The sequence below is a fragment of the Variovorax sp. PAMC26660 genome (assembly GCF_014302995.1).
Taxonomy (GTDB): domain Bacteria; phylum Pseudomonadota; class Gammaproteobacteria; order Burkholderiales; family Burkholderiaceae_C; genus Variovorax.
Map to the genome: position 1 here is coordinate 231,247 of NZ_CP060295.1, position 22,606 is coordinate 253,852.

Here is a 22,606-nt window from a genome sequence, read left to right on the forward strand (position 1 = left end):
CGCGGCGCGCAGCGCAGGAGTGCCTTGGTGGCCGAGCGAAGCAAAGGCCCGTACGGTTTCCAAACCCCTTCTGGCTGCGCCTGCGGTGCTCGGCGCCGGTGGGATCAGGGCCGCAGCTGTCTGAGCGAAGCGAGTTCTGCGGACCCCCACCGGCGTCGTGCACCGCAGGTCGCCCGTAGCGCAGCGAAGGGTCGCAGACAGCAGGGTCGCCTTTCTTTTGCCTACTTTTCTTTGGCGAAGCAAAGAAAAGTAGGTCGGCCGCCGGGCCGAGACCCGGCCTCGGAACCCAAACTAGGCAAGCAACCAGTGAACGCTGAAGAGCTTTTCAGGATCGGTCCAAACAGCCCCAGGCCGAAACCCCGCCCGCACAGCCAAAGCACGCAACCCATCCACAGTGAACTTGTGCGAGTACTCCGTATGAATCGTCTCCCCCTCCTCAAACCCGAACTGTTCCCCCTTCAAGGAAACGGTCTGGGCCCGCCGACTCACAAGGTGCATCTCGATCCGTTGCCGCGGCGCGTTGTAGAACGCCGCGTGCGCAAACCCATCCAGATCGAAGTCCGCATCCAGTTCCGAATTCGCCCGGCGCAGCAGGTTGAGATTGAACTCACCCGTCACCCCTTGCGCATCGTTGTAAGCCGCATGCAGACGCCCCGGATCTTTCACCAGGTCGACCCCGATCAGCAGCCCACCCCCACGCAGCATCCGCGCAGCCAACTGCAGGAAGGCCAGGGCCTCTTCAGGCTCGAAATTACCGATCGTCGACCCCGGAAAGAACCCCACGCGCCGCCCGGCCCCGGCCATCGGCGCAGGCAGCACCAGCGGCATCGTGTAGTCCGCAGCAATGGGCTGCACCACGAGCTTCGGATAGTCCGCCTTCAACCGCTCGGCCGCAGCTTCGAGATGCTCACCTGAAATGTCGATGGGCAGATAACGCTTGGGCGTCTCCAGCGCATCGAGCAGCAGGCGCACCTTGGTCAGCGACCCCGCGCCGAACTCGACGATCTCGGCATTCGGCCCGATCTGCCCGGCGATCTCTCCCGCGCACTCGCCAAGAATCCGCAGCTCGGTGCGCGTGGGGTAGTACTCGGGCAACTCGCAGATGCGATCGAACAGTTGCGACCCCGCCGCGTCGTAGAAGAACTTGGGCGAAATGCTGCGCGGCGTGCGCGCAAGGCCTGCCTGCATCTCTCGCCCGAATTCGGACAGCGGCTCGCCCGCCGATGGCGCGCGTTGCGATGACTGCTGCTGCGGCTTCGCGGACACGAACGACAGCGAAGAAGGCGAGGTGTTTGGATTGCGCATGATCAAAGGTCTTTCGCGAGCCGCAGCCCCGAGAACTGCCAGCGCGCCGCCGGCGGAAAGAAGTTGCGATAGCTGGGCCGCGTGTGCCCGGCCGGCGTGGCCACGCTGCCACCGCGCAACACAAGTTGCCCCACCATGAACTTGCCGTTGTATTCGGCCGCGATGCCGGGCATCGGGCGGAAACCCGGATACGGATCGTAGGACGAGCGCGTCCACTGCCAGACATGGCCCGTCATCTGCACGATGCCGGGAGCGTCGCATGCGGCTTCCCACTCGAACTCGGTCGGCAGTCGCGCACCGGCCCATTCGGCATACGCGGCAGCTTCGTAAAAACTCAGTTGTGCCACCGGCGCATCGGCCTCCATCGGGCGCACACCATGAAGACCGAACACATGCCAGCCCGCAGCAGCGCCTTGCGGCGACGGCTGTTGCTGTTGCGGCTGCAAACCGACTGCAAGACGCGGGTCGTCCGGCGCAAGCCAGTACGCCGGATGACGCCAGCCATTCGCCTGCACCGCAGCCCAGCCATCGGACAGCCAGAGTTCGGCCCGCTGGTAGCCACCATCGGCAATGAACTGCGCGTAGTCGCCACAGTTCACCAGGCGGTCGGCCATGGCATAGGGCAGCACCAACGCCTGATGGCGTGGCGTTTCGTTGTCGAAAGAAAAATCGGGGCCTGCATGCCCCACCTCGACCACACCACCGGGCCGCGACAGCCAGCGCACCGCGGGCGGCACGGCAGCCAATCGCACAGCCGGCCCGCTCGCAGGCTTGTACGCCGGCAGCAGCGGATTGCACGACAGCGCATGCAGGATGTCGGTGAGCAACAGCTCCTGGTGCTGCTGCTCGTGGTTGAGCCCGAGCGTGACGATGGGCTCGATCGCAGCCCAATCGAGCCCGCCCTCTTCGAGCAGCGCCACCACTGCTTCGTCCACATGCCGGCGGTACGCATGCACCTCGTCCACCGAAGGCCGTGTCAGCAGCCCGCGATGCGGCCGTGGATGGCGCGGCCCCAGCGCTTCGTAGTACGAGTTGAAGAGGTAATGAAAACGCGGATCGAAAGGCTGATAGTCCGCGGCATGCGGCTGCAGCAGCACGGTCTCGAAGAACCAGGTGGTGTGCGCCAGATGCCACTTGGTCGGGCTCGCATCGGGCATCGACTGGATGCACTGGTCTTCGGACGAGAGCGGCGCGGCAAGCGCCAGGCTCATGGCGCGCACCTCACGAAACTTGTCGCGCAGTGCGCCCGCCGCCTGTGTGATCGGCCGGGAAAGCGTCATGGGGTCTCCAGTGGGGTCAGCCGCAAGTTTTAGCCCATTCAGGTTGCGGCCGTGCGTAGGACAGAACGCCGCGGGCCCGCCGCCAAAAATTCGGCGGGCAGCCACTGTGGCACAAGATTCGAGGGCGTGCAAAACGCCTGCGTATCATCCGTCGGATGCAAACGACCAACCCTTCGGACAGGCCACGTGTCGTCATCGTCGGCTGCGGATTTGGCGGACTCGAAGCGGCGCGCAAGCTGCAGGGCGCCGACGTCGATGTCACGGTGATCGACAAGACCAACCACCATCTGTTTCAGCCCCTGCTCTACCAGGTGGCGACCGCCGGGCTTGCCGCCCCGTCGATCGCGGCGCCGGTGCGTTCGCTGTTCCGCAAGCAGCCGCGCATCACCACGCTGCTGGGCGAAGTGAGCGCCATCGACCCGGCCACGCGCTCGGTGCAACTGGCCCACGGCGACCACGTGCCCTACGACCACCTGATCGTGGCTGCCGGCGCCACGCACAGCTACTTCGGGCACGACGAATGGGCGCCCGTTGCGCCGGGCCTGAAGACGCTGGCCGATGCCTTCGAGATCCGCCGCCGCGTGCTGCTGTCCTTCGAGGCGGCCGAAATCACCGCCGACCTGGAACATCGCCGCGCCCTGCTCACCTTCGTGGTGATCGGCGCCGGCCCCACAGGCGTCGAAATGGCCGGCACGCTGGCCGAGATCGCCAAGCACACGCTCTCGGGCGAATTCCGCCACATCGATCCGTCGAGTGCGCAGGTGCTGCTGGTCGAAGGCGGCCCGCGCGTGCTGCAGGCCATGCCCGAATCGCTGAGCCAGAAGGCGCTGGAGCAACTGGAAAAACTGGGCGTCGAAGTGCGGCTGAATGCGCGCGTCACCGCCATCGACGCCACCGGGCTCGAAGTGCAGACCGGCGGTGGCGCCGATGGCGCGGCCATCGCGAGCTACCGAATCGATAGCAGTTGCGTGGTCTGGGCGGCCGGCGTCGCGGCCTCTCCGCTGGGGCGCATGCTCGGCAGCGCAACCGGCGTCGAATGCGACCGCGCAGGCCGCATCAAGGTCGAGCCCGACCTGAGCCTGGCGGGCCACCCTGAAATCAGCGTGGTGGGCGACCTCGCCGCCGCCATGAGCCACGCGCCCGGCAAGCCGCCGAAGCCGGTGCCCGGCGTGTCACCCGGCGCCAAGCAGATGGGGCGCGCCGCAGCCGCGAACATCCTGCGCCGCATCGCGGGCCAGCCCACGGTGCCGTTCCGCTACGCGGACTACGGCAACCTGGCCACCATCGGCCGCAACTCGGCGGTGGTGGACCTGGGCACGCCCTTCGGCCCGCTGCGCTTCAGCGGCCGGCTCGCGTGGCTGTTCTGGCTGTTCGCGCACGCGTACTTCCTGATCGGTTTTCGCAATCGCATCGTCGTGATGATGGACTGGGCCGGCGCCTACTGGAGCTTCCAGCGCAATGCGCGCGTGGTGGCGGACGTGCAGGGCAAGAGCGAGTCGTAGCCCGTCATGTCGTCGTTCTGGTGGACCGTCTCCTGAGAACGTCCTGGGCCTGCGGGACGGCATGCGCTCGCCGACGACCTCCTCATGCAGGTTGTGTCCGATCCTTCTGAATTCCGAAGAGGCACATCAGGCTTCCCGCCAGCAGCAGCGCAACCGATATACCGAGCGACCAATGCATGCCGCGCATGAACGGCTCTGGCGCAGTGTCGCGGACCAGATAGCCAAACACGGCCACGCCCAACATGCCTCCGATCTGGCGCGCCGAGTTGAGGACACCCGAGGCGATACCGGCACGCGAGGCGTCAACCGATGACAGCGTGGCGTTGGTCATCGTAGGCACGGTCAGGGCGACACCGCTGGCCGCCAAGAGCATCGGAACGACCAGCATCCAATAGGAGCCGTCGATGCTGACCGGCAGCAGCATCAGATAGCCGCAAGCCGCAAGTGCCAGCCCCAGAACCATCAGGCGCCTGGCGCCCATGCGCGTGATCAAACGTCCGGCGATGACGTTCACCGCCATCAGCACGATCGTCATGGGCAGGAACGCCAGGCCTGCCTGCTGAGGCGAAAGCTGCTGCTCAATCTGGAAGAACAGGCTGAAGACAAAGATCAGCCCGTAATAGGCAAAGTTCACGACAACGCCGGCCAGTGAAGCCACGGTGAAAGTAGGGATGCGAAAGAGCCCGAGGGGCAGCATCGGCGCCTGGCTGCGCAACTCGATGCGCACGAAGCTGATGGCCGCGACCAGTGCCAGCAGGAGGCCACCCTGGACCCACGGATGCTGCCAGCCCAGGCGACCGGCCTCGGTCAGAGCCACCGTGAGAGCAGCCAGTGCCGAGATGATCGCCACCTGACCGGGAAGATCGAGGTTGCGGCGATGACCAGCGCTCCCCGGCGCGGTATGACGCAAGGCAAGGAACAGTCCGATCAAACCCACAGGCAGATTGATCAGGAAAATGCTGCGCCAGCCGGTGTGCGTGATCAGCAACCCGCCCAACACCGGCCCCGCAGCCAAGGAAATACCGCCGATGGCGCCCCACCAACCGACCGCGCGGCTGCGCTGCTCCCGATCAGGGAAAGCCTGCTGCAACATGGAAAGGGAATTGGGCACCAGCAGCGCCGCGCCCAGACCCTGGATCACTCGTGCAGCCACCAGTGCCGACAGGTTTGGGGCCAGACCGCAGGCTCCCGATGCCAGCGTGAACAGGACAAAGCCGAATATGAAAACCCGCCGAGCGCCAAAGCGGTCGCCCAGTGCACCACTGGTTAGGAGCAACGCTGCGAAAACCAGCGTGTAGGCGTTGAGCACCCACTGCAGTCCTGACACGTCAGCACCGAACTCCTGGCGGAGGGCCTCAAGGGCAACGTTGACAACACTGACATCCAACAGGACGACGACGAATCCGAGTGCGGCAGCGACCAGCGTGGCACGAGGATGGCGAACAGAAATTGAGGGCTTCAAAATGATCCAAAAAAGCTGATTCACTTCGATGCTAGGTCGACAGGCTGTCCGCGTAAATTCTGTATAAGCTCCAGTCATACTGGAGAAAATGCACAGATGTTCGACTGGGAAAATCTTCGCCATTTCCTGGCAGTGGCCCGTGCCGGAACCTTATCCGGCGCCGCCCGTGCACTGCAGGTAGACCATGCAACGGTCAGTCGGCGGCTGGCCGCATTTGAAAGCGAGTTGCAGGCCTCATTGGTCCAGCGCTTGCCGCGCGCCTGCCAGTTGACCCCGATGGGCCAACAAGTCTTTGAACAAGCGCTGGCCATGGAGGAAGGCGCTTATGCCATCGAGCGACGAACCCAGGCGAGCCGGCATCCCCTGAATGGCAAAGTGACGCTCAGTGCGCCGCCGATCCTGGCAACGCACCTGTTGGCCGGCAAGCTGGCCGACTTCCGTGTCGCCCATCCTGGTATCCAGCTTTCCATATCGGCACAGGCCCATCAGGTTTCGCTGAGCCACAGGGAAGCCGATATCGCACTGCGGTTGGTACGCCCCAAGGAAGCAGGCAGTGTCGTGCGCAAGCTGGGGTGCATGCCCTTTGCGCTGTATGCAAGTCGCGACTATGCGCCGCTGCGCCGCCCGCAGGACTGGACGTTCATTGCCTATGACGCACAGTTCGCCGACATGCCGCAGCAACACTGGCTTCTGGGAATCGCTGGCCACCGGCCAGTGAGTTGCGAACTCAGCGACATCAGCGGCCACCTGGCCGCCGCACGCGCGGGGGCCGGCGTCGCAGGGCTGCCGTGCTTCCTCGCCGATACCGATCCCGTGCTGCTGCGCCTGAAGCACGAAGGCGAGAGCTTTTCACGCGACATCTGGTTGGTGGTGCATCGCGACCTGCGACGTGCGGCTCCAATGCGCGCGGTAATGGATTTTCTGATCGAGGTCGTCGCCTCGCAAAAGGCTCTCGCCTTGGACAAGACAAGGTAGGCCGGGACGGCGTGCGCCCAGCCGCTCAGAAGAACCCGCCCCAATGCGGCTGCTCGCGCTGGCGCTTGCGCCAGTCCCAGGGCGGTGTCGGCTTCGCGTCGGCCCACAGGCCCAGGCGCTTGGCCCGCGCGCTGTCCTGCAGCTTGAACAGCCCGCCACCGCGCTTGGTGGCCAGCCGGTTGTAGTCGTAGACCCAGGCCCAGCCTTGGGACACCATGCGGCTGCCGGCGTCCTCGCCGTTGCAGCTCACGTCGGCCACCGTGCGGCCGTAGCGGTCGGTGTCGATCTCGGTGATGCGCGCGTTCTCGCGAAAGCACATGTCGCTCAGTGCCTGCTTGCTGCGCTGGCCGTAAGGCTGTGCTTTTTCGGGCGCATCGATGGCGGCAATGCGCACCTTGACGCGCTCGTAGGCGCCGATGCGGCCGCACCGCGCGGTGAGCGTGTCGCCGTCGCTGATGCCGACGACGAGGCAGGTTCGGGGAGCCGCTTGGGCCAGGAAGGAAGAAAAGACAAGAAGGCTGAAAAGCAGCGGCGCGCGCAAGAGCATGAAGAAGAAACGGGAGGTAGGCAGAATGGCTGGGCCGATCGAGGCTAAGTGATCCACGCGCCTGAACGGATCGGTACACAGACTTTTTCTTTTGAGCAGCGCGTCGAAGGAGAGCAAGCACCATGCAAGAACCCACTCAGGACGACTGGTTCCTCGAAGCGAACAACGCATGGGATGCGGGCGCGCACAAGAAGGCGCTGTCACTCTTCCTCAAGGCCGCGGCAGCAGGCGAGACCCACGCGCTGAACAGCGTCGGCTATTTCCTCGACCACGGCATCGGCGTGAAGAAAAACGCCGCGGCTGCGCGCGACTGGTATCGCAAGGCCGCCAAGGCGGGCGACGTTGCGGGCTGCGCCAACCTGGCCATCTGCTACCGGGACGAAGGCAACTTTCGCTGGGCCCGGTTCTGGTTCGAGCGCGCTTTCGCCCAGGGCGATGGCGACGCGGCGCTGGAACTGGGGCGGCTCTTTCTCTGGGAAGGCCCGAACCGGAACGACCACAAGGTCGTTCACTACCTGACCCAGGCAGTGGCCTCGCCCGGCGTCAGCGCGGACGGAAAGAAAGAAGCCGGGAGGCTGCTGAAGTCGCTGGGACGAAAGTGAATTTTCCCGGCGATCTTCCGCGGCCTACTTCTTCGCCCCGTTCTCGTCTTCCTGCAGTAGCCGCCACATCACCTTGCCGCTGCCGCTCTTGGGCAACGCATCGACAAACTGCACCTTGCGCGGGATCTTGTAGACCGCCATGTTCTCGCGGCACCAGTCGATGATCTGCTGCTCAGTGGTGTCCTTGTGCGTGGCGCGCAGCACCACCACGGCCTTGACCGATTCGCCGCGGTAGTCGTCCTTGGTCGAGATGACGCAGGCCTCCTGGATCGCGGGGTGGCGGAACATCAGCAGCTCGACCTCGGCCGGCCACACCTTGAAGCCGCTCGCGTTGATCATCCGCTTGAGGCGGTCGGTGATGAAGAAGTAGCCGTCCTCGTCCATGCGGCCCATGTCGCCCGAGCGGAAGAAGCGCTTGCCCTCGAACTCGACGAAGGCGGCGGCGGTCGCGTCGGGGCGCTTCCAGTAGCCCTGGAACACCTCGGGGCCGTGGATGATGATTTCGCCCGATTCACCGACCGGGAGTTCCTTCAACGTATCGGGGTCGACCACGCGCGCGTCGGTGCTCATGAACGGAATGCCCAGGCACTGCTGCTTGGGGTTGTCCGAAGGGTTGGTGTGCGAAGGCGCGGCGGTCTCGGTGAGGCCGTAGCCCTCCTGGTACTTCAGGCCGTACTGCTCGAACAGGCGCTGTGCCACGGCCTGCGGCATGGCCGCACCGCCACCGCCGATGTGGGTCATGCTCGACAGGTCGTAGCTCGCAAAATTGGGGCTGGCCATGAGGTCGATCACCATGGTCGGAATATTGGTCCAGCTCGTGACCTTCCAGCGCGAGATCAGCCGGCCCGCCACGTCGCGGTCCCAGCGCGGCATGATGACCAGCGTGGCCGCCGCAAGGATCGAGGTGTGCATCATGCTCACCACGCCCGTGATGTGGAACATGGGCACCACGGCCAGCACCACCGCCTCCGATGTCGCCTGGCCCCAGAGCTGGCCGGCCACGGCGTTGTGCATCAGGCTCGAATGGTGGTGCACGCAGCCCTTGGGCAGACCGGTGGTGCCGCTGGTGTAGGGCAGCAGCGCCATGTCGTTGGTGCCCACCACGTGCTCGGGCGGCGCATGGCCGGCGGCCAGCGCGTCGGTCCAGGCGATCACCTGGCCGTCGGCCAGGGCCGGCAGCGGATGGCGCTTGGTGAGCCAGTCGTTCCACGCGGGTGCCGGCGCGTCGTCGCCGGTCACGCCGGCGTCGAAGGCGTCGGTGAACTGGGTCACGATCATGTGCGTGAGCTGCTGGCTGGCCGGCAAGGCGTCGCTGGCCTTGGCGAGTTCGCCGGCCAGGTCGCCGGTGGTCAGGGCCACCCGGGCGTCGGGGTCGGTGATGTAGTGCTTCAGCTCCTCGGCCCGATTCATCGGGTTGACCGGCACCACCACGGCATTGGCCCGCAGGATCGCGAAATGCGCGATCACCAGTTGCGGGCAGTTCTGCATGTTCAGGATCACGCGGTCGCCGCGCTTCACGCCCAGCGCCTGCAGCGTGCCGGCCAGGCGCTCGGCCTGGGCAGCGAAATCGCGGTAGCTGACCACGCGGCCAAAGAACACCAGCGCGGCCTTGTCCGGGTAGCGCGCGGCCGATGTAGCCAGGTTGTGCCACATCGAGGTGGCAGGCACGGTGATCGAATGCGGCAGGCGTTTGGGCCAGAACTTGTAATGCGGGCGTTGTTGCATGGTGAGAACAGGCGGGGGAAAAGAGAAAAATTGGCGGCGCACCAGCGTAAGCCGCCCGGGGCCCCGCTCCCATCGGGGAAGCCCCCGGGGCGTCACCTTGGCGACGCCCATTTTTCGTACGCCAGGCATCGGCTATCGTGCAGACCCCGGGCCGCGCGCCCGCAGCCTGGTCCTGTTTGTCATGCTCGAGCCCATCCGAAAAGCACTCCGACGACGATTCATCCTCTTCGGTGCCGCGCTGGCCGCGTCGGGCTGCGCGCTGGCCTCCCGGTTCGGACCGCAGGACCCGCCGGCGGACTCGCAGCCCAAGGAGCCGCCGACGTGGTTCATGGCCGACTGCTCGCTCGGCACCGAAGACGTGGTCCCGCCCCACGCCGGCAAAGGCGGCGGCTCGATGTTCGGAACACTGACGCTGGCCACCGGCCGCTTCACGTGGCGCGTGAACTACGCGCGCCTGAGCGGGCCGGCCACGCTCGCGGGCGTTTATGGCCCTGCCGCCAAGGGCAGCAACGGTCCGCTGGTGGTCCGGTTGCCGCCGCACAGCGAAGGCGTGCAACACAACACGGGCCCCGACGCCGGCTACGAGCTGACCGGGACGAGCACGTTGACGCAGGCCCAGATGGACGACCTCATGGCCGGCCTCTGGTACGTCAGCGTATCGACCCGCGATTGGCCGGCAGGCGAAGTCCGGGGACAGATGAAGCGCAGCACTGCCGGCGTGCACGGCGGCTGACATCGGCCAGGGGCGCGGCGCTGGCGGCACCGCCGCGCGCGATGCGCCCTGCGACTACAGACAGGCGCGATTTTCGGAGCGATACCTGCGGTTTTTCAAAAAGGAAACTCCATGGCCGCAGACAAGCACGCAAGCGTTCACTGGGAAGGTGCCGGCAAGACCGGCAAAGGCCAGGTCAGCACCGAGACCGGCGCCCTCAAGGACTACCCCTACGGCTTCGCGAGCCGTTTCGAGGACGACAAGCGCGGCACCAACCCCGAGGAAATCGTCGGCGCGGCCCATGCGGCCTGCTTCACGATGGCCTTTGCATTCGCGCTCGAAAAAGAAGGCCTGGCCGCCACGAAGATCGACACCCGGGCGGCCGTGCGGCTGGCCAGGGATGGTGACGGCTTCAAGATCGACCGCATCGCGCTGGAGCTTGATGCGAGCGTGCCGAACCTCGACGAGGCGAAGTTCCAGCAGATCGCAGCCGCCGCCAAGGCCGGTTGCCCGCTGTCGAAAGCGCTGGCGAGCGTGCCCGAGATCACGCTGAAGGCCACGCTGGCCGGCTGATCGCCCGCACTGGCTGCTCGCGGTCGAGCAGCCCGGGTGCATGGCATCGGGGGTTTGTCCGGGGTGGCGATTGCCAACAACGGACAGTCTTGCTGCAAGGGGGTGCCGATAGTACGCAGGCAACCCGGGTCGACGCATTCGCGGCGACCCGATGTCCCCTGTCACATGGAGCACCCCCGATGAAAGAACAGACCGAACTTCAAGCCCGCCGCGAGCGCCTCGTCCTCGACCATTTCGCCGACGAGACCCGGCAGGATTTCGACGCCGTGCTCGGCACCTTCCCGCATCCGCACTACGAGTTGATTCCGAGCGGCGAGGTGCACGACGGCATCGCCGATGTGCGCCAGTACTACACCGACACGCGCCGCGCCTTCCCCGACCAGCGGCACGAGATCATCCAGCTTCGGCATGCCGACGATTCGGTGATCGTCGAGTTCTGGCTGCTCGGCACGCACCGTGGTCCGCTCAAGGGACTGCCACCGACGGGCAACAGCTTCCGCTGCCGCATGAACGCCTTCTTCATCTTCGAGGGCGACAGGCTGGTTTGCGAACGGGTGTATTTCGACACGCTGACGATGCTGCGGCAACTGCTGGTGGGCGTGCCGGCAGAGGCAGTGGGCCCACTGGTCGCCGGGCTGCTCAGCCAGCCGGCGGCGGCGCCCAAGCCAGAGACCGCTGCTGCATGACCACGATCGCACACGGCCGGCCCCTCGAAGGCCGCCATGCGATCGTGACTGGCGGTGCACGCGGCATCGGCCTGGCCATCGCGCGGCGGTATCTCGCGGCCGGCGCGAGCGTCGCGCTGTGGGACGTGGAAGCCGCAGCGCTGGCCGATGCGGTGCAACAGCTTGCACCGCTCGGCACGGCAATCTCGGCGCTGGTCGATGTGCGCGACGAAGACCAGGTTGCCCGCGGGGCCTCGCAGGCACAGGAGAACTTCGGCCGCATCGACATCCTCGTCAACAACGCGGGCGTGCTCGGGCCGACGGTGACCGCCTGGGAGCACACGCCCGCGCAATGGCGCCAGGTGCTCGACATCAACCTCACGGGCGCGTGGCTGTGCTGCCGCGCGGTCGTGCCGGTGATGCTGGCGCAGCAGCAACGCGGGCGCATCGTCAACATCGCCTCGGTCGCGGGCAAGGAAGGCAATGGCTTCAACGCCGCGTACTCGGCCTCCAAGGCGGGGTTGATCGCGCTGACCAAATCGCTGGGCAAGGAGCTGGCCGCGTCCGGCGTGCTTGTGAACTGCATCACGCCATCGGCGGCTGACACCGCAGTGTTCGCAGGCGTTCCTGCCGAGCACCGCGAGCAACTGCGCAGCGCCCTGCTTGCGCGTGTGCCGATGGGGCGCTTTGTCGAGGTCGACGAAGTGGCTGCGATGGCAGCCTGGCTGGCGTCGGACGACTGCTCTTTCAGTACTGGGGCGGTGTTCGATATTTCTGGTGGGCGTTCGATGTATTGAGTTTTTCTCTGTACTGGTACGGGTTCATTCGGGGCGGGTGCGAATGACGCCAGGTGCTCCCCTCCGCGAATGTCCCCCGCTTCGCTCCTCCTTTATTTCGCTGCGGGGAGCACCTGGCGTCATTCGCACATGGGCAGGCTGCTGGTGATCGTCGATCAACGACCGCTCTGAGCGCTCACGTCGATACGGGGCTCTTTTTCGCGAAATAAAGGAGGAGCGAAGCGGGGGACATTCGCGAAAAAGAGCACCGTGTCGGCGTGAGCGTCGCCCTGAACAGCAGCAGCAGCGCTCAACCCACACAAACACGACGAATCGAAAAGCAAGTTTTCATCTCCAGGAGACGCACATGACCCGAGACCCCGAACCGACCGGCTTCGCACAGCTCACACAATTCGACGGCGCACGCAACGCCGCCATGCCGCAAGACCGCCTGCGCGCCATCCGCCACGGCGCCGAAGCCCTGCGCGAACAACTGCTCGCCGGGCCGCCCGTGCGCTTTGCACGCAGCTTCAACCTGCTGCGCATTCCGTATCCCGCATGGTTCGCCTTCACCGGCGTGTACTCGCAGCAGTTGCTCAAGCCGCACATGGTCCACCTGCTCGCACGCACCACGCTGGTCCAGTACGACGACTTCGAAGGCCGGCTGCGCACCCTGCTCTTCACGCCTGCCGATTTCGAGGCGGGCAACGCAACGCCCTACTTCAAGCGCCTGAGCGACCAGACGCCGAAGTTCCTGCACAAGGCCATCGCACCGGTCTACCAGACCGTGCTGCAGGCGCTGCAAAGCTGCGGCGTGTCGCCCGCGCAGATCGACTACATCACCTACGACCACCTGCACACACAGGACGTGCGCCGCTGGCTCGGCAGCGCGGATGCGCCGGGGCTGCTGCCGAACGCCAGGCTGCTGGTGCATCGCCAGGAACTCGCGAACGTGCACGGCCTGCTGCCGGTGCAGGCCGAGTGGTATTGCCCGCATGGGCTGGACGACATACCCGCCACGCGCATCGTCGCCTTCGACGGCAGCATCCAGCTGGGCCACGGCCTCGCACTGGTTCACACACCAGGCCATACCGAAGGCAACCATTCGCTGGTCTACCGCACCGACGACGGCCTGCGCGTGAGCAGCGAGAACGGCGTGGCGGCCGACAGTTGGGCACCGCTGCAGTCGCGCCACAACGGCATCCGCCGCTATGCACAGGCCACGGGCGCGGAGGTGATTCTCAACGGCAACACGCAAGAGAGCAGCAACGACCAGTACCTGTCGATGGTGCTGGAGAAAACGCTGGCCGGTACTTCGTCCCTGCACGGCTTCAGCAACGTCGTGCCGTCGGCCGAATGCTCGCCGCACTGGCTGTTTCCGGGCGCGCCGGCCAGCTACCTTTGGGGCGAAACGAGCTTCGGCACCCCGGTGCGCGCCTGACGCACCGTCGAAAAAAACAAAGAGAGACATACGATGAACACCGCCACCCTCGATGCCGCCGATGCGCGCACGCCCGCGTCTGCCGATGCCAGCGCGCGCGACGACGCTGCCCTGTTCCGCAAGATCACCTGGCGCCTGATGCCGCTGCTGTGCGCCTGCTACGTGCTGAACTATCTGGACCGCACCAACGTCGGCTATGCGCAGTTGCAGATGAAAGACCAGCTGGGCTTCAGCGATGCGGTGTTCGGACTGGGCGCGGGCATCTTCTTCATCGGCTATGCGGTGTTCGAGATTCCGAGCAACCTGATGCTCGCGAAGATCGGCGTGCGCGCCACCTTGCTGCGCATCATGGGCCTGTGGGGGCTGGCGTCGGCGGCGATGGTGTTCGCCACCACGCCCACGCAGTTCTATGTGCTGCGCTTCCTGATCGGCGTGTTCGAGGCAGGCTTCGCGCCCGGCGTGCTGTTCTACCTGACGCTCTGGTTCCCGTCGCACCGCCGGGCGCAGGCCACCGCGCTGTTCTTCATGGCCTTCGGCGCGGCGCCCATCGTGGCGGGGCCGATCGCCGGGCTCACCATGACCTACCTCGATGGCGTGCTGGCGCTGCGGGGTTGGCAGTGGCTGTTCTTGCTCGAAGGCCTGCCGAGCGTGTTGCTGGGCATCGCGGCCTTCCGCTACCTGTCGAACAACCCGGCGCAGGCACCGTGGCTTTCCGCGCCCGAGAAAGAGCGCGTGGCGCATCTGCTGGCCGAAGACCAGGCCGTGCACGGCGCTGCCGAGCGCCACACCTTTGGAGCGGCGATGCGCGATGGGCGCGTGTGGCTCATCGGCTTCATGTCTTTCCTGATCATCCTGGGCATCTACGCGCTGTCTTTCTGGCAGCCCACGATCCTGAAATCGATGGGGCTGAGCGTGCTGCAGATCGGTTTCTATTCGGTCATTCCCGCGGTTGCGGGCATCGCGGCCAACATCGTCGTCGGGCGGCATTCCGACCGGCACAAGGAACGGCGCTGGCACTTCGCGCTGGGTGCGCTCGTGGGCGCGGCCGGCCTGGCGCTGACCACGATGTTCATGCACAACCCCTTCGCCGCCGTGCTGTGCCTGGCGTTGGCGGCAATGGGAATTTCGAGCGCGTTCACTGTGCTCTGGTCGATTCCCGGCAGCTTCATGTCCAGGCGCGCAGCGGCCGCGGGCATCGCGCTCATCAGCACCATCGGCGGCAGCGCGGGGCTGGTGGCGCCGATGATGGTCGGCGCCCTCAAGACCGCGACGGGCGGGTTCACGGCGAGCCTGTACATCCTGAGCGGTGCGCTGGTGCTGTCGGCGCTGCTCATGCTGCTGGCGCTACCGCGCAGCGCGCTCGGCAAGCGGTAGCGCGCACCAGCCGCGCCCCGGAACGGCGGGTGCGGGCACCGGCCGAGGCCCATTTCGGTGCACACGCCTTGCATACCAGTTGGCACAGAAGCTGCTGATATGCAGGCCTATGGCCATTTCCGCATCCGAAATCAGTGCACGCATCGTCGAAGCGGTGATGGCGCAGAAGCTCGCACCCGGTTCGCGCCTGGGCGAGCAGCAGCTGGCCATGCTGTTCGACTGCAGCCGCACCATCGTGCGCGAAGCCCTCACCCGGCTGGCGGCGCGCGGCATCGTCACGGTGAGCGCACGGCGTGGCTGGTTCGTCATCGAGCCTTCGCAGGACGAGGCGCGCGAAGCCTTCGAGGCGCGTCGCGTGATCGAGCTGGGCCTGATCCGCAGCACCGGCCGCATCGACAAGGCCGCGCTGCGCCAACTGAAGGCGCACCTGCAGCGTGAAAAAGCTGCACTGAAAGAAAGCGACGTCGGTAACCGCAGCTTTCTGCTGGGCGATTTCCACGTGTGCCTGGCCGAATGCCTGGGCAACACGCTGCTGGCCGACACGCTGCGCGACTTCACGGCGCGCACCACGCTGATCGCCATGCTCTACCAATCCACGCACGACGCCGTGCAGTCGTGCGAAGACCACGTGCAGATCGTTGCGGCGCTGGAGCGTGGCGACCACGCCGTCGCCGAGGCGCTGATGGCCGAGCACATCGGCACGGTGCAATCGGCGCTGCGCGTGCAGGCGCCCAGCGATCCGCTCGCGCAACTGCGCGACGCGCTGGCACCGCTTCACAACACCAACGCCGTCGCCCCTGCCAAACCCAGGCGTCGCAAGGCCGCCGCGCCCTCCCCCGACGACACCACAGATTCTTCGACTTACCTAGGAGCCCTGCTATGAACTTCTCTTCCTCCAAACGCCACCTCTCGCTCGCGCTGGTGTCCGTCGCCATGCTGGCGGCCGCCGGTGCCGCCCAGGCCCAGAACGCCCTGGACAACGTGCTCAAGGCCAAGACCATCAAGATCGCGGTGCCGACCGACTACCCGCCGTACGGTTCGGTCGACAAGAACATGAAGCCCCAGGGCCTGGACGTCGAGATGGCCGAGCTGATCGCCGCCAAGCTCGGCGTGAAGATCGAGCTGGTGCCCGTGACCAGCGCCAACCGCATCCCGTACCTCCAGACGCGCAAGGCCGACCTCGTGATCTCCACGCTCGGCAAGAACCCCGAGCGCGAGAAGGTGATCGACTTCTCTTCGGCCTACGCGCCCTTCTTCCAGGCCGTGTTCGCGGCCAAGAGCCTGAGCATCAAGACCTTCGCCGACATGGGCGGCAAGAGCGTGGCCGTGACGCGCGGCGCGATGGAAGACCAGGAACTCGCCAAGGTCGCGCCCACCAGCGTGGACTTCAAACGCTTCGAGGACAACAACGCCACCATTGCCGCCTTCGTCTCGGGCCAGACGCAGACGCTGGCCGCCAGCGCCGCCGTGGCGGGCGACATGATGGTGAAGAACCCGCAGCTCAATGCCGAATACAAGCTGCTGCTGAAAGACAGCCCCTGCTTCGTCGGCATCGCCAAGGGCGAAGACAAGCTCAAGGCCAAGGTCAACGAGATCATCGCCGCCGCGCGCAAGGACGGCACGATCGATGCCATGTCCAAGAAGTGGCTCGGCCGTCCGGCCGGCGACCTGCCCGTTTAAACGACCGACGCGGCCATGAACATCGAGTTCGATTTCGGAGCGGTGCTCGCCGAATGGCCGCTGCTGCTGCGCGGCGTGGCGTGGACCATCGGCCTCACGGCCGTGGGCACGGTGCTGGGCATGATCGTGGGCACTTTCTGCGCGTGGGCCCGCTCGGGCGGGCCGCGCTGGCTGCGGCTCATCGTGGGCACGTACGTGGAGCTGATCCGCAACACGCCCTTCATCGTGCAGTTGTTCTTCATCTTCTTCGGCCTGCCGGCGGCGGGCGTGAAGCTCTCGCCCGAAGTGGCGTCGGTGATCGCGATGGTGATGAACCTGGGCGCCTACTCCACCGAAATCATCCGCGCCGGCATCGAGGCCACGCCCAAGGGGCAGATCGAGGCGGCTGTGAGCCTGGCGCTCAGCAAGGCCCAGGTCTTTTTGCGCGTGGTGCTGCCCCCAGCGCTCAAGAAGGTATGGCCCGCGATGGTGAGCCAGATCATCATCGTGATGCTGGGCTCGGCGGTGTGCGGCCAGATATCGACCGAAGAGCTGAGCTACGCCGCCAACCTGATCCAGAGCCGCAACTTCCGCGCCTTCGAGGCCTTCATCGTCGCCACGCTGATCTACCTGGCGCTGTCGGTGGCGCTGCGGCGGCTGCTCGACTGGGCGGGGCCGAAATTCTTCTTCGGCCGCTGAACGCAGGAGCCCGTCGTCATGACCGATTTTTCTCTCTGGGACATCCTGCGCAACCTGCTGATGGCGCTGCGCTGGACCGTCGTGCTCTCGCTCATCGCCTTTGTCGGCGGTGGCATCGTGGGGGCGCTGCTGCTGTTCTTGCGCATGCGCGGCGGCAAGATCGCGAACAAGGCCGTCGGCCTCTACGTGCAGCTCTTCCAGGGCACACCGTTGCTGATGCAGCTCTTTCTTGCCTACTTCGGCATTGCGCTGTTCGGCATCGACGTGTCGGCGTGGACGGCCGCCAGCGTGGCGCTCACGCTCTACACCAGCGCCTTTCTCACCGAAATCTGGCGCGGCTGCGTCGCCTCGATTCCGAAGGGCCAGTGGGAAGCCTCTGGCAGCCTGGCCCTGAGCTTCGGCGAGCAGATGCGCCATGTGATCCTGCCGCAGGCCGTGAAGATCGCGATCGCGCCCACGGTCGGTTTTCTGGTGCAGGTCATCAAGGGCACGGCGCTGGCTTCGGTGATCGGGTTCGTCGAACTCACCAAGGCCGGCAGCATGATTTCGAACGCCACCTTCAAGCCCTTCGTGGTGTTCAGTTGCGTGGCCCTGCTTTACTTCGTGCTGTGCTTCCCCGTGAGCCTGTACGCCAAGAACCTCGAGAGGAAGACCCATGGCCGCCGTGCTTGAAAAACAACCGGAACCCGCTACCTTCGCCGCGCCCATCGTGCGCATCACGGCGCTGCGCAAGTCCTACGGCACCAACGAAGTGCTCAAGGGCATCGACCTGGACGTGAAGCGCGGCGAGGTCATCGCCATCATCGGCAAGAGCGGCTCGGGCAAGAGCACGCTGCTGCGCTGCATCAACGGACTGGAAGTGTTCCAGGAAGGCTCGCTCACCGTCGACAGCAAGCCGCTGCTGCACGAGAGCGCCATGGCCATGCGCGAGCTGCGCCAGCGCGTGGGCATGATCTTCCAGAGCTTCAACCTGTTCCCGCATCTCACGGTCGGCAAGAACGTGATGCTCGCGCCCACGCTGGTGAAGAAGCGCTCGTCGATGGAAGCCGCCTCGCAGGCGCGCAAACTGCTCCAGCGCGTGGGGCTGGCGGAGAAGTTCGACGCCATGCCCGAGCAACTGTCCGGCGGCCAGCAGCAGCGCGTGGCGATTGCGCGTGCGCTGGCGATGGAGCCCGCGGTGCTGCTGTGCGACGAGATCACCTCGGCGCTCGACCCCGAACTGGTGGGCGAAGTGCTGCGCGTGGTGGAGTCGCTGGCCGACGAGGGCATGACGCTGCTGATGGTCACACACGAGATGAGCTTCGCGCGCAAGGTCAGCGACCGCGTGATCTTCATGCACCAGGGCCGCGTGCACGAGATGGGGCCGCCGGCGGAGATGTTCGGCAACCCGCAGACAGCAGAGCTGAAGCAGTTCCTGTCGTCGCTGCATGACTGAGGGCGGCGACCTGCGCTATCCTCGGCCCATGGCCTGCCTCCAGATCGCGTCGATTATTCGCACCATCGCAAAGATGGTGGGTTAGCGCGCGATCCGAAGAAGTTCACGCCACACGACCCGCCCCATGAGGCGGGTTTTTTGTCTCCTGGGGTCTTGTTCCGAAGTCACAGGAGAAATGAAATTGACCCCATCAACGTCCGCCACGCTGCACATGGTCTGCGGCAAGATCGGCGCCGGCAAATCGACGCTCACCCGGCGCCTCGCGCTGGAGCCCGCCACCGTGCTCATCAGCGAAGACACCTGGCTCGATGCGCTGTATCCGGGCGAGATCCGCGAGCTGCCCGACTACGTGCGTGCCTCGGGGCGGCTGAAACAGGCGATGGCGGGTCACGTCTCGTCGCTGCTGGCCGCGGGTGTTTCGGTGGTGTTCGACTTTCCGGCCAACACGGTGAGCAACAGGGCCTGGGCGCGCAGCATCTTCGAGGCGGCAGGCGCAGCACACCAGCTTCACTTTCTGGATGTGCCCGACGAGGTCTGCAAGCAGCGCCTGCGCGCGCGCAACGCGAGCGGAGAACACCCGTTCGAGACGACAGATGCACAGTTCGACCTGATCACGAGCCACTTCGCGGCGCCGTCGGAAAACGAAGGGTTTCACGTGGTCCGCCACGCGTAGGTCAAACCGATGCGCGGCGCATGCTTATGCTTGCGCCCCATGCAGATCGAACAAGCCCTCCCCACTGAAGCACTCACCGTTGCGGCCGTCCTGACCGAAGCCGCCCAATGGCTGGCCACTGAAGGCCGGCCGTTGTGGTCGGCTGCGGACACCAGTCTTGAACGCGTGCAGCGCGACACCGACGCAGGGCGCTACTTCATCGCCCGGAAAAACGGAGAGACGGCGGGCGTGATGCGATTCGACCTGGAAGACCCTTACTTCTGGCCCGAGATCGAGAGCGGCAGTTCGGCGTTCGTCCACAAGCTGGCGGTTGGCCGGCGCTGGGCCGGGCACGGCGTGTCGACTGCATTGCTGACTTTCGCGCGTGAGCGTGCGTCGAGCCTGGGCCTTCAGCATCTGCGGCTCGACTGCGTGGCGGACCGCGCACCGCTGCGCACGCTCTACGAGCGCTTCGGGTTTTCGCTGCACAGCGAGATCAGCAAAGGGGCCACGTCCTTTGCGCGCTACGAACTTCCGCTGGAACGCCATCAATAACCCGAACGGAGCGTCTGCCCATGACTGCCACGCAAGACATCGCCTACCTCACGCCGTACGAAGCCGGCAACCACAACCAGACCACCACCTGGGCCGAGTGCATCGTCTTCTACGAACGGCTGGCCGAGCACTTTCCCTCGGTGCTGCGATGGATGCAGATCGGCATGTCAGACAACGGCATTCCGCTCCATGCCGGCGTGGTGACGGCCGATGCGCAGTTCGATCGCGAGACGCTGCAACACCAGCGCCGGCCCGTGTTCTTCAACAACAACGGCATCCACCCCGGCGAGCCCGAGGGGATCGATGCCTGCATGGCGCTGGTGCGCGATTTCTGCATTCAACCGGATCGCCTCACGGCGCTGGGCGACACGGTCTTCCTGTTCATCCCGGTCTACAACGTGGACGGCTGCCTCAACCGCCAGAGCACCTCCCGCGTGAACCAGCAGGGGCCGGAGTCCTTCGGCTTTCGCGGCAACGGGCGGCACCTGGACCTGAATCGCGACTTCATCAAGTGCGACAGCCTCGCCGCGCAGGTGTTCAACCAGTTCTTCACCGCGTGGGACCCGGACGTGATGGTCGACACCCACACCTCCAACGGCGCCGACTACGCCTGCACCATGACGCTGATTCCGACCCAGCCCGACAAGCTGGGCGCAGGGCTCGGGCAGTTCCTGCGCGAGCGCATGCTGCCGGCGATCTACAGCGGCATGGACCAGCGCGGATGGCCTACCTGCCCCTACGTGAACTGCGTGGCCGAGACGCCGGACGATGGTATTGCCGACTTTCTCGACCTGCCGCGCTTTTCCACCGGCTACGCGACCCTGCACCACACCATCGGCTTCATGCCCGAGACCCACATGCTCAAGCCCTACGCCGATCGCGTGGTGGCCATGCGCGCGCTGGTCGAGGTGGTGCTGGGGTTCAGCGTCGCGCATGCGGCGCAGATTCAGGGCCTGCGGCGCGAGGCCAAGGCCAGCGCCGCGCAGCAAGCGCACTGGCCGCTCTTGTGGCGATCCGACCGCAGCCGGCCGGCCAACCTGCGCTTCAAGGGGTATCGGGCGGTGCACACGCCCAGCAGCCTTGGCACTTACCAGCGCCTGTCCTATGACCGCAGCCAGCCGTGGGAAAAAGACATCCCCTACTTCAATCGCTATGTAGAAGACGCCGCGACCACTGCGCCCAAGGCCTACCTCATTCCCCAGGCCTGGCGCGAGGTGATCGAGCGCCTGCAATGGAATGGCGTGACGATGCAGCGTCTGGCGCAAGACCAGGTTTTTCCCTCCGCCCGGGTGTATGGCATCGAGCGCGTGGTCTCGCGGGCGGGTCCGTACGAAGGCCACATGTTCCACGACGAAGTGGTGCTCGTTGCCCGGACCGAAACCGTGCACGCCCGCGCCGGCGACGTGCGGATTCCGCTAGACCAGGCCCAGGCCCGCTATGTCGTCGAGACACTGGAGCCTGAAGCCCACGACAGCTTCTTTCGCTGGGGTTTCTTCAACAGCGTGCTGGAGAAGAAGGAGACCTTCTCGGACTATGTCTTCGAGGACACGGCTCGCCAGATGCTGGAAGACGAACCGCTGCTGAAGGCCGGCTTCGAGCAATGGAAGCAGGACAACCCCGACAAGCTCCCCGACCCGCAAGCCGTTCTGGGCTACATCTTTGCGCACGGCCGGCGCCATGCGGAAGCCGGGTGGCGACGCTACCCGGTAGCCGGCCTGAACTAGCGCAACCAGCCAACCACGCCACACCATGCAATTCAAGTGGATGGAAGACTTCATCGCGCTGGCACAGACGCGCAGCTTCACGCGCGCGGCCGAGCTTCGGCACGTCACGCATCCGGCCTTCGGGCGGCGCATCCGCGCGCTCGAATCGTGGGCAGGCACGACGCTGATCGTGCGCGGCAGCTCGCCGGTCGTGTTGACGGCGGCGGGCGAGAGCTTCCTGGACAACGCCAGCCAGATGGTGCGCAGCGTCGAGGGTTCGCGCGAAGAGGTGCACAACGTGGCCGGCCGGCAGGCCCGCACGGTCACGGTGGTCACCGGCCGCACGCTGGCACGCACGGTGATGGCCGACTGGCTGGTACGGCTGCAGCCCGTGCTGGGCCAGGGCGAGGTGCGCGTGCTGACGGGCGCGCTGGCAGAAACGGTGCGGATGCTGGAACACAACGAGGTCGACTTCTCGCTGATCTTTCACCACGCCGCGCTCACCTTCAGGCTCGACGGGCGGCAGTTCGCCCATGTGACGGTGGCTTCCGACAAGCTCGTACCGGTGTCGCGCGCCGACGCGCAGGGCCGCGCGGTGCACAGCTTCGACGGCGCGGATGAAGTGCCCTTCCTGTCGTATGTCCGCACGCTCGCCATGGGTCGCATGGTGGAAGACCTGCTCGCCAACAACCCGCAAGCGCCGGGCCTGAAGCGTCGCATCGAATGCGATTCGGCCGATGCGCTCTATGAATACGTGCTCAGGGGGCTGGGCGTGGCGTGGCTGCCCTGGTCGATGGTGCAGGGCGATTGCAAATCGGGCCGGCTGGTGCAAGTGGGCGGGCGGCGCATGGAAGTGCGCTTCGAAGTCAGGCTGTATCGGCCGAAGCGCCGCCTGAGCCCGCTGGCCGAGGATGTGTGGCGTGCCATGACGCCACGCTGAGCCCAATCAGCACGACTTCGTGCC

The 22,606-nt window shown here is 65.9% G+C and carries 23 protein-coding genes; 18 read left to right on the plus strand and 5 right to left on the minus strand.

The features are described from left to right. Positions 1 to 291 precede the first annotated feature (291 nt). Together egtD and egtB are read right to left on the minus strand one after the other, a co-directional pair. Positions 292 to 1,305 carry an L-histidine N(alpha)-methyltransferase gene (gene egtD, locus H7F35_RS01140; protein WP_187111162.1) on the minus strand — a complete coding sequence of 338 codons (1,014 nt, stop codon included), beginning with the start codon at positions 1,303 to 1,305 and terminating at the stop codon, positions 292 to 294. Between the two features lie 2 nt (positions 1,306 to 1,307). Continuing rightward, positions 1,308 to 2,585, minus strand: a complete 1,278-nt coding sequence (egtB, locus tag H7F35_RS01145; RefSeq protein ID WP_187111163.1) for an ergothioneine biosynthesis protein EgtB — start codon at positions 2,583 to 2,585, stop codon at positions 1,308 to 1,310. A 155-nt stretch (positions 2,586 to 2,740) separates the two neighbouring features. Between egtB and H7F35_RS01150 the strand changes: the two genes are divergently transcribed. Continuing rightward, positions 2,741 to 4,087 (plus strand): NAD(P)/FAD-dependent oxidoreductase, encoded by a 1,347-nt coding sequence (locus tag H7F35_RS01150; protein ID WP_187111164.1) that lies wholly within the window; start codon positions 2,741 to 2,743, stop codon positions 4,085 to 4,087. An 82-nt stretch (positions 4,088 to 4,169) separates the two neighbouring features. Here the strand turns inward: H7F35_RS01150 and H7F35_RS01155 are convergent, their stop codons facing one another. After that, a complete protein-coding gene (locus tag H7F35_RS01155) occupies positions 4,170 to 5,573 on the minus strand; it encodes an MFS transporter (RefSeq protein ID WP_261803484.1) in 1,404 nt (467 codons plus the stop codon). 72 nt (positions 5,574 to 5,645) lie between these two features. Here H7F35_RS01155 and H7F35_RS01160 point away from each other — a divergent pair, with 72 nt between their 5' ends. Beyond that, positions 5,646 to 6,524: a LysR family transcriptional regulator gene (locus H7F35_RS01160; RefSeq protein WP_187111165.1), complete on the plus strand. Its 879-nt coding sequence runs from the start codon at positions 5,646 to 5,648 to the stop codon at positions 6,522 to 6,524. Between the two features lie 25 nt (positions 6,525 to 6,549). Here the strand turns inward: H7F35_RS01160 and H7F35_RS01165 are convergent, their stop codons facing one another. Further along, positions 6,550 to 7,071 (minus strand): thermonuclease family protein, encoded by a 522-nt coding sequence (locus tag H7F35_RS01165; protein WP_187111166.1) that lies wholly within the window; start codon positions 7,069 to 7,071, stop codon positions 6,550 to 6,552. Between the two features lie 122 nt (positions 7,072 to 7,193). Between H7F35_RS01165 and H7F35_RS01170 the strand changes: the two genes are divergently transcribed. Beyond that, positions 7,194 to 7,673: a tetratricopeptide repeat protein gene (locus tag H7F35_RS01170; protein ID WP_187111167.1), complete on the plus strand. Its 480-nt coding sequence runs from the start codon at positions 7,194 to 7,196 to the stop codon at positions 7,671 to 7,673. 24 nt (positions 7,674 to 7,697) lie between these two features. Here H7F35_RS01170 and H7F35_RS01175 read toward each other — a convergent pair whose 3' ends face one another. Then, entirely contained in the window at positions 7,698 to 9,398 is a 1,701-nt protein-coding gene (locus H7F35_RS01175; RefSeq protein WP_187111168.1) for a long-chain fatty acid--CoA ligase, read from the minus strand. Positions 9,399 to 9,726: 328 nt separating this feature from the next. Here H7F35_RS01175 and H7F35_RS01180 point away from each other — a divergent pair, with 328 nt between their 5' ends. The 15 genes from H7F35_RS01180 (at position 9,727) to H7F35_RS01250 (ending at position 22,582) form a co-directional block, all read left to right on the plus strand. After that, complete coding sequence (locus tag H7F35_RS01180; protein ID WP_187111169.1) at positions 9,727 to 10,131, plus strand: CHRD domain-containing protein; 405 nt, start codon at positions 9,727 to 9,729, stop codon at positions 10,129 to 10,131. Positions 10,132 to 10,242: 111 nt separating this feature from the next. Beyond that, positions 10,243 to 10,683 (plus strand): OsmC family protein, encoded by a 441-nt coding sequence (locus H7F35_RS01185; RefSeq protein ID WP_187111170.1) that lies wholly within the window; start codon positions 10,243 to 10,245, stop codon positions 10,681 to 10,683. Between the two features lie 179 nt (positions 10,684 to 10,862). Beyond that, entirely contained in the window at positions 10,863 to 11,369 is a 507-nt protein-coding gene (locus tag H7F35_RS01190; protein WP_187111171.1) for an ester cyclase, read from the plus strand. Further along, positions 11,366 to 12,145, plus strand: a complete 780-nt coding sequence (locus H7F35_RS01195; protein WP_187111172.1) for an SDR family NAD(P)-dependent oxidoreductase — start codon at positions 11,366 to 11,368, stop codon at positions 12,143 to 12,145. Before H7F35_RS01190 ends, H7F35_RS01195 begins: the two co-directional genes overlap by 4 nt. A 346-nt stretch (positions 12,146 to 12,491) precedes the next feature. Beyond that, complete coding sequence (locus H7F35_RS01200; protein WP_187111173.1) at positions 12,492 to 13,565, plus strand: hypothetical protein; 1,074 nt, start codon at positions 12,492 to 12,494, stop codon at positions 13,563 to 13,565. Positions 13,566 to 13,598: 33 nt separating this feature from the next. Next, positions 13,599 to 14,939, plus strand: coding sequence for an MFS transporter (locus H7F35_RS01205; protein WP_187111174.1), 1,341 nt, complete (start codon positions 13,599 to 13,601; stop codon positions 14,937 to 14,939). Between the two features lie 109 nt (positions 14,940 to 15,048). Beyond that, on the plus strand, positions 15,049 to 15,822 hold the full coding sequence (locus tag H7F35_RS01210) for a GntR family transcriptional regulator (RefSeq protein ID WP_187111175.1): 774 nt from the start codon (positions 15,049 to 15,051) through the stop codon (positions 15,820 to 15,822). Continuing rightward, the gene (locus H7F35_RS01215; protein WP_187111176.1) at positions 15,819 to 16,619 is read left to right on the plus strand and encodes a transporter substrate-binding domain-containing protein; all 801 of its coding nucleotides are present in this window, start codon (positions 15,819 to 15,821) and stop codon (positions 16,617 to 16,619) included. Before H7F35_RS01210 ends, H7F35_RS01215 begins: the two co-directional genes overlap by 4 nt. A gap of 15 nt (positions 16,620 to 16,634) precedes the next feature. Further along, positions 16,635 to 17,297: an amino acid ABC transporter permease gene (locus tag H7F35_RS01220; RefSeq protein WP_187111177.1), complete on the plus strand. Its 663-nt coding sequence runs from the start codon at positions 16,635 to 16,637 to the stop codon at positions 17,295 to 17,297. An 18-nt stretch (positions 17,298 to 17,315) separates the two neighbouring features. Continuing rightward, positions 17,316 to 17,969, plus strand: coding sequence for an amino acid ABC transporter permease (locus tag H7F35_RS01225; protein ID WP_187111178.1), 654 nt, complete (start codon positions 17,316 to 17,318; stop codon positions 17,967 to 17,969). Next, the gene (locus H7F35_RS01230; RefSeq protein WP_261803485.1) at positions 17,953 to 18,732 is read left to right on the plus strand and encodes an amino acid ABC transporter ATP-binding protein; all 780 of its coding nucleotides are present in this window, start codon (positions 17,953 to 17,955) and stop codon (positions 18,730 to 18,732) included. The genes H7F35_RS01225 and H7F35_RS01230 overlap by 17 nt, the downstream gene beginning before the upstream one ends. A gap of 175 nt (positions 18,733 to 18,907) precedes the next feature. Then, entirely contained in the window at positions 18,908 to 19,405 is a 498-nt protein-coding gene (locus H7F35_RS01235) for an AAA family ATPase (RefSeq protein ID WP_187111179.1), read from the plus strand. A 39-nt stretch (positions 19,406 to 19,444) separates the two neighbouring features. Then, positions 19,445 to 19,939, plus strand: a complete 495-nt coding sequence (locus H7F35_RS01240; protein ID WP_187111180.1) for a GNAT family N-acetyltransferase — start codon at positions 19,445 to 19,447, stop codon at positions 19,937 to 19,939. 20 nt (positions 19,940 to 19,959) lie between these two features. Next, positions 19,960 to 21,663 carry a M14 family zinc carboxypeptidase gene (locus tag H7F35_RS01245; RefSeq protein ID WP_187111181.1) on the plus strand — a complete coding sequence of 568 codons (1,704 nt, stop codon included), beginning with the start codon at positions 19,960 to 19,962 and terminating at the stop codon, positions 21,661 to 21,663. Between the two features lie 25 nt (positions 21,664 to 21,688). Next, complete coding sequence (locus H7F35_RS01250; RefSeq protein ID WP_187111182.1) at positions 21,689 to 22,582, plus strand: LysR family transcriptional regulator; 894 nt, start codon at positions 21,689 to 21,691, stop codon at positions 22,580 to 22,582. Positions 22,583 to 22,606: the final 24 nt, after the last annotated feature.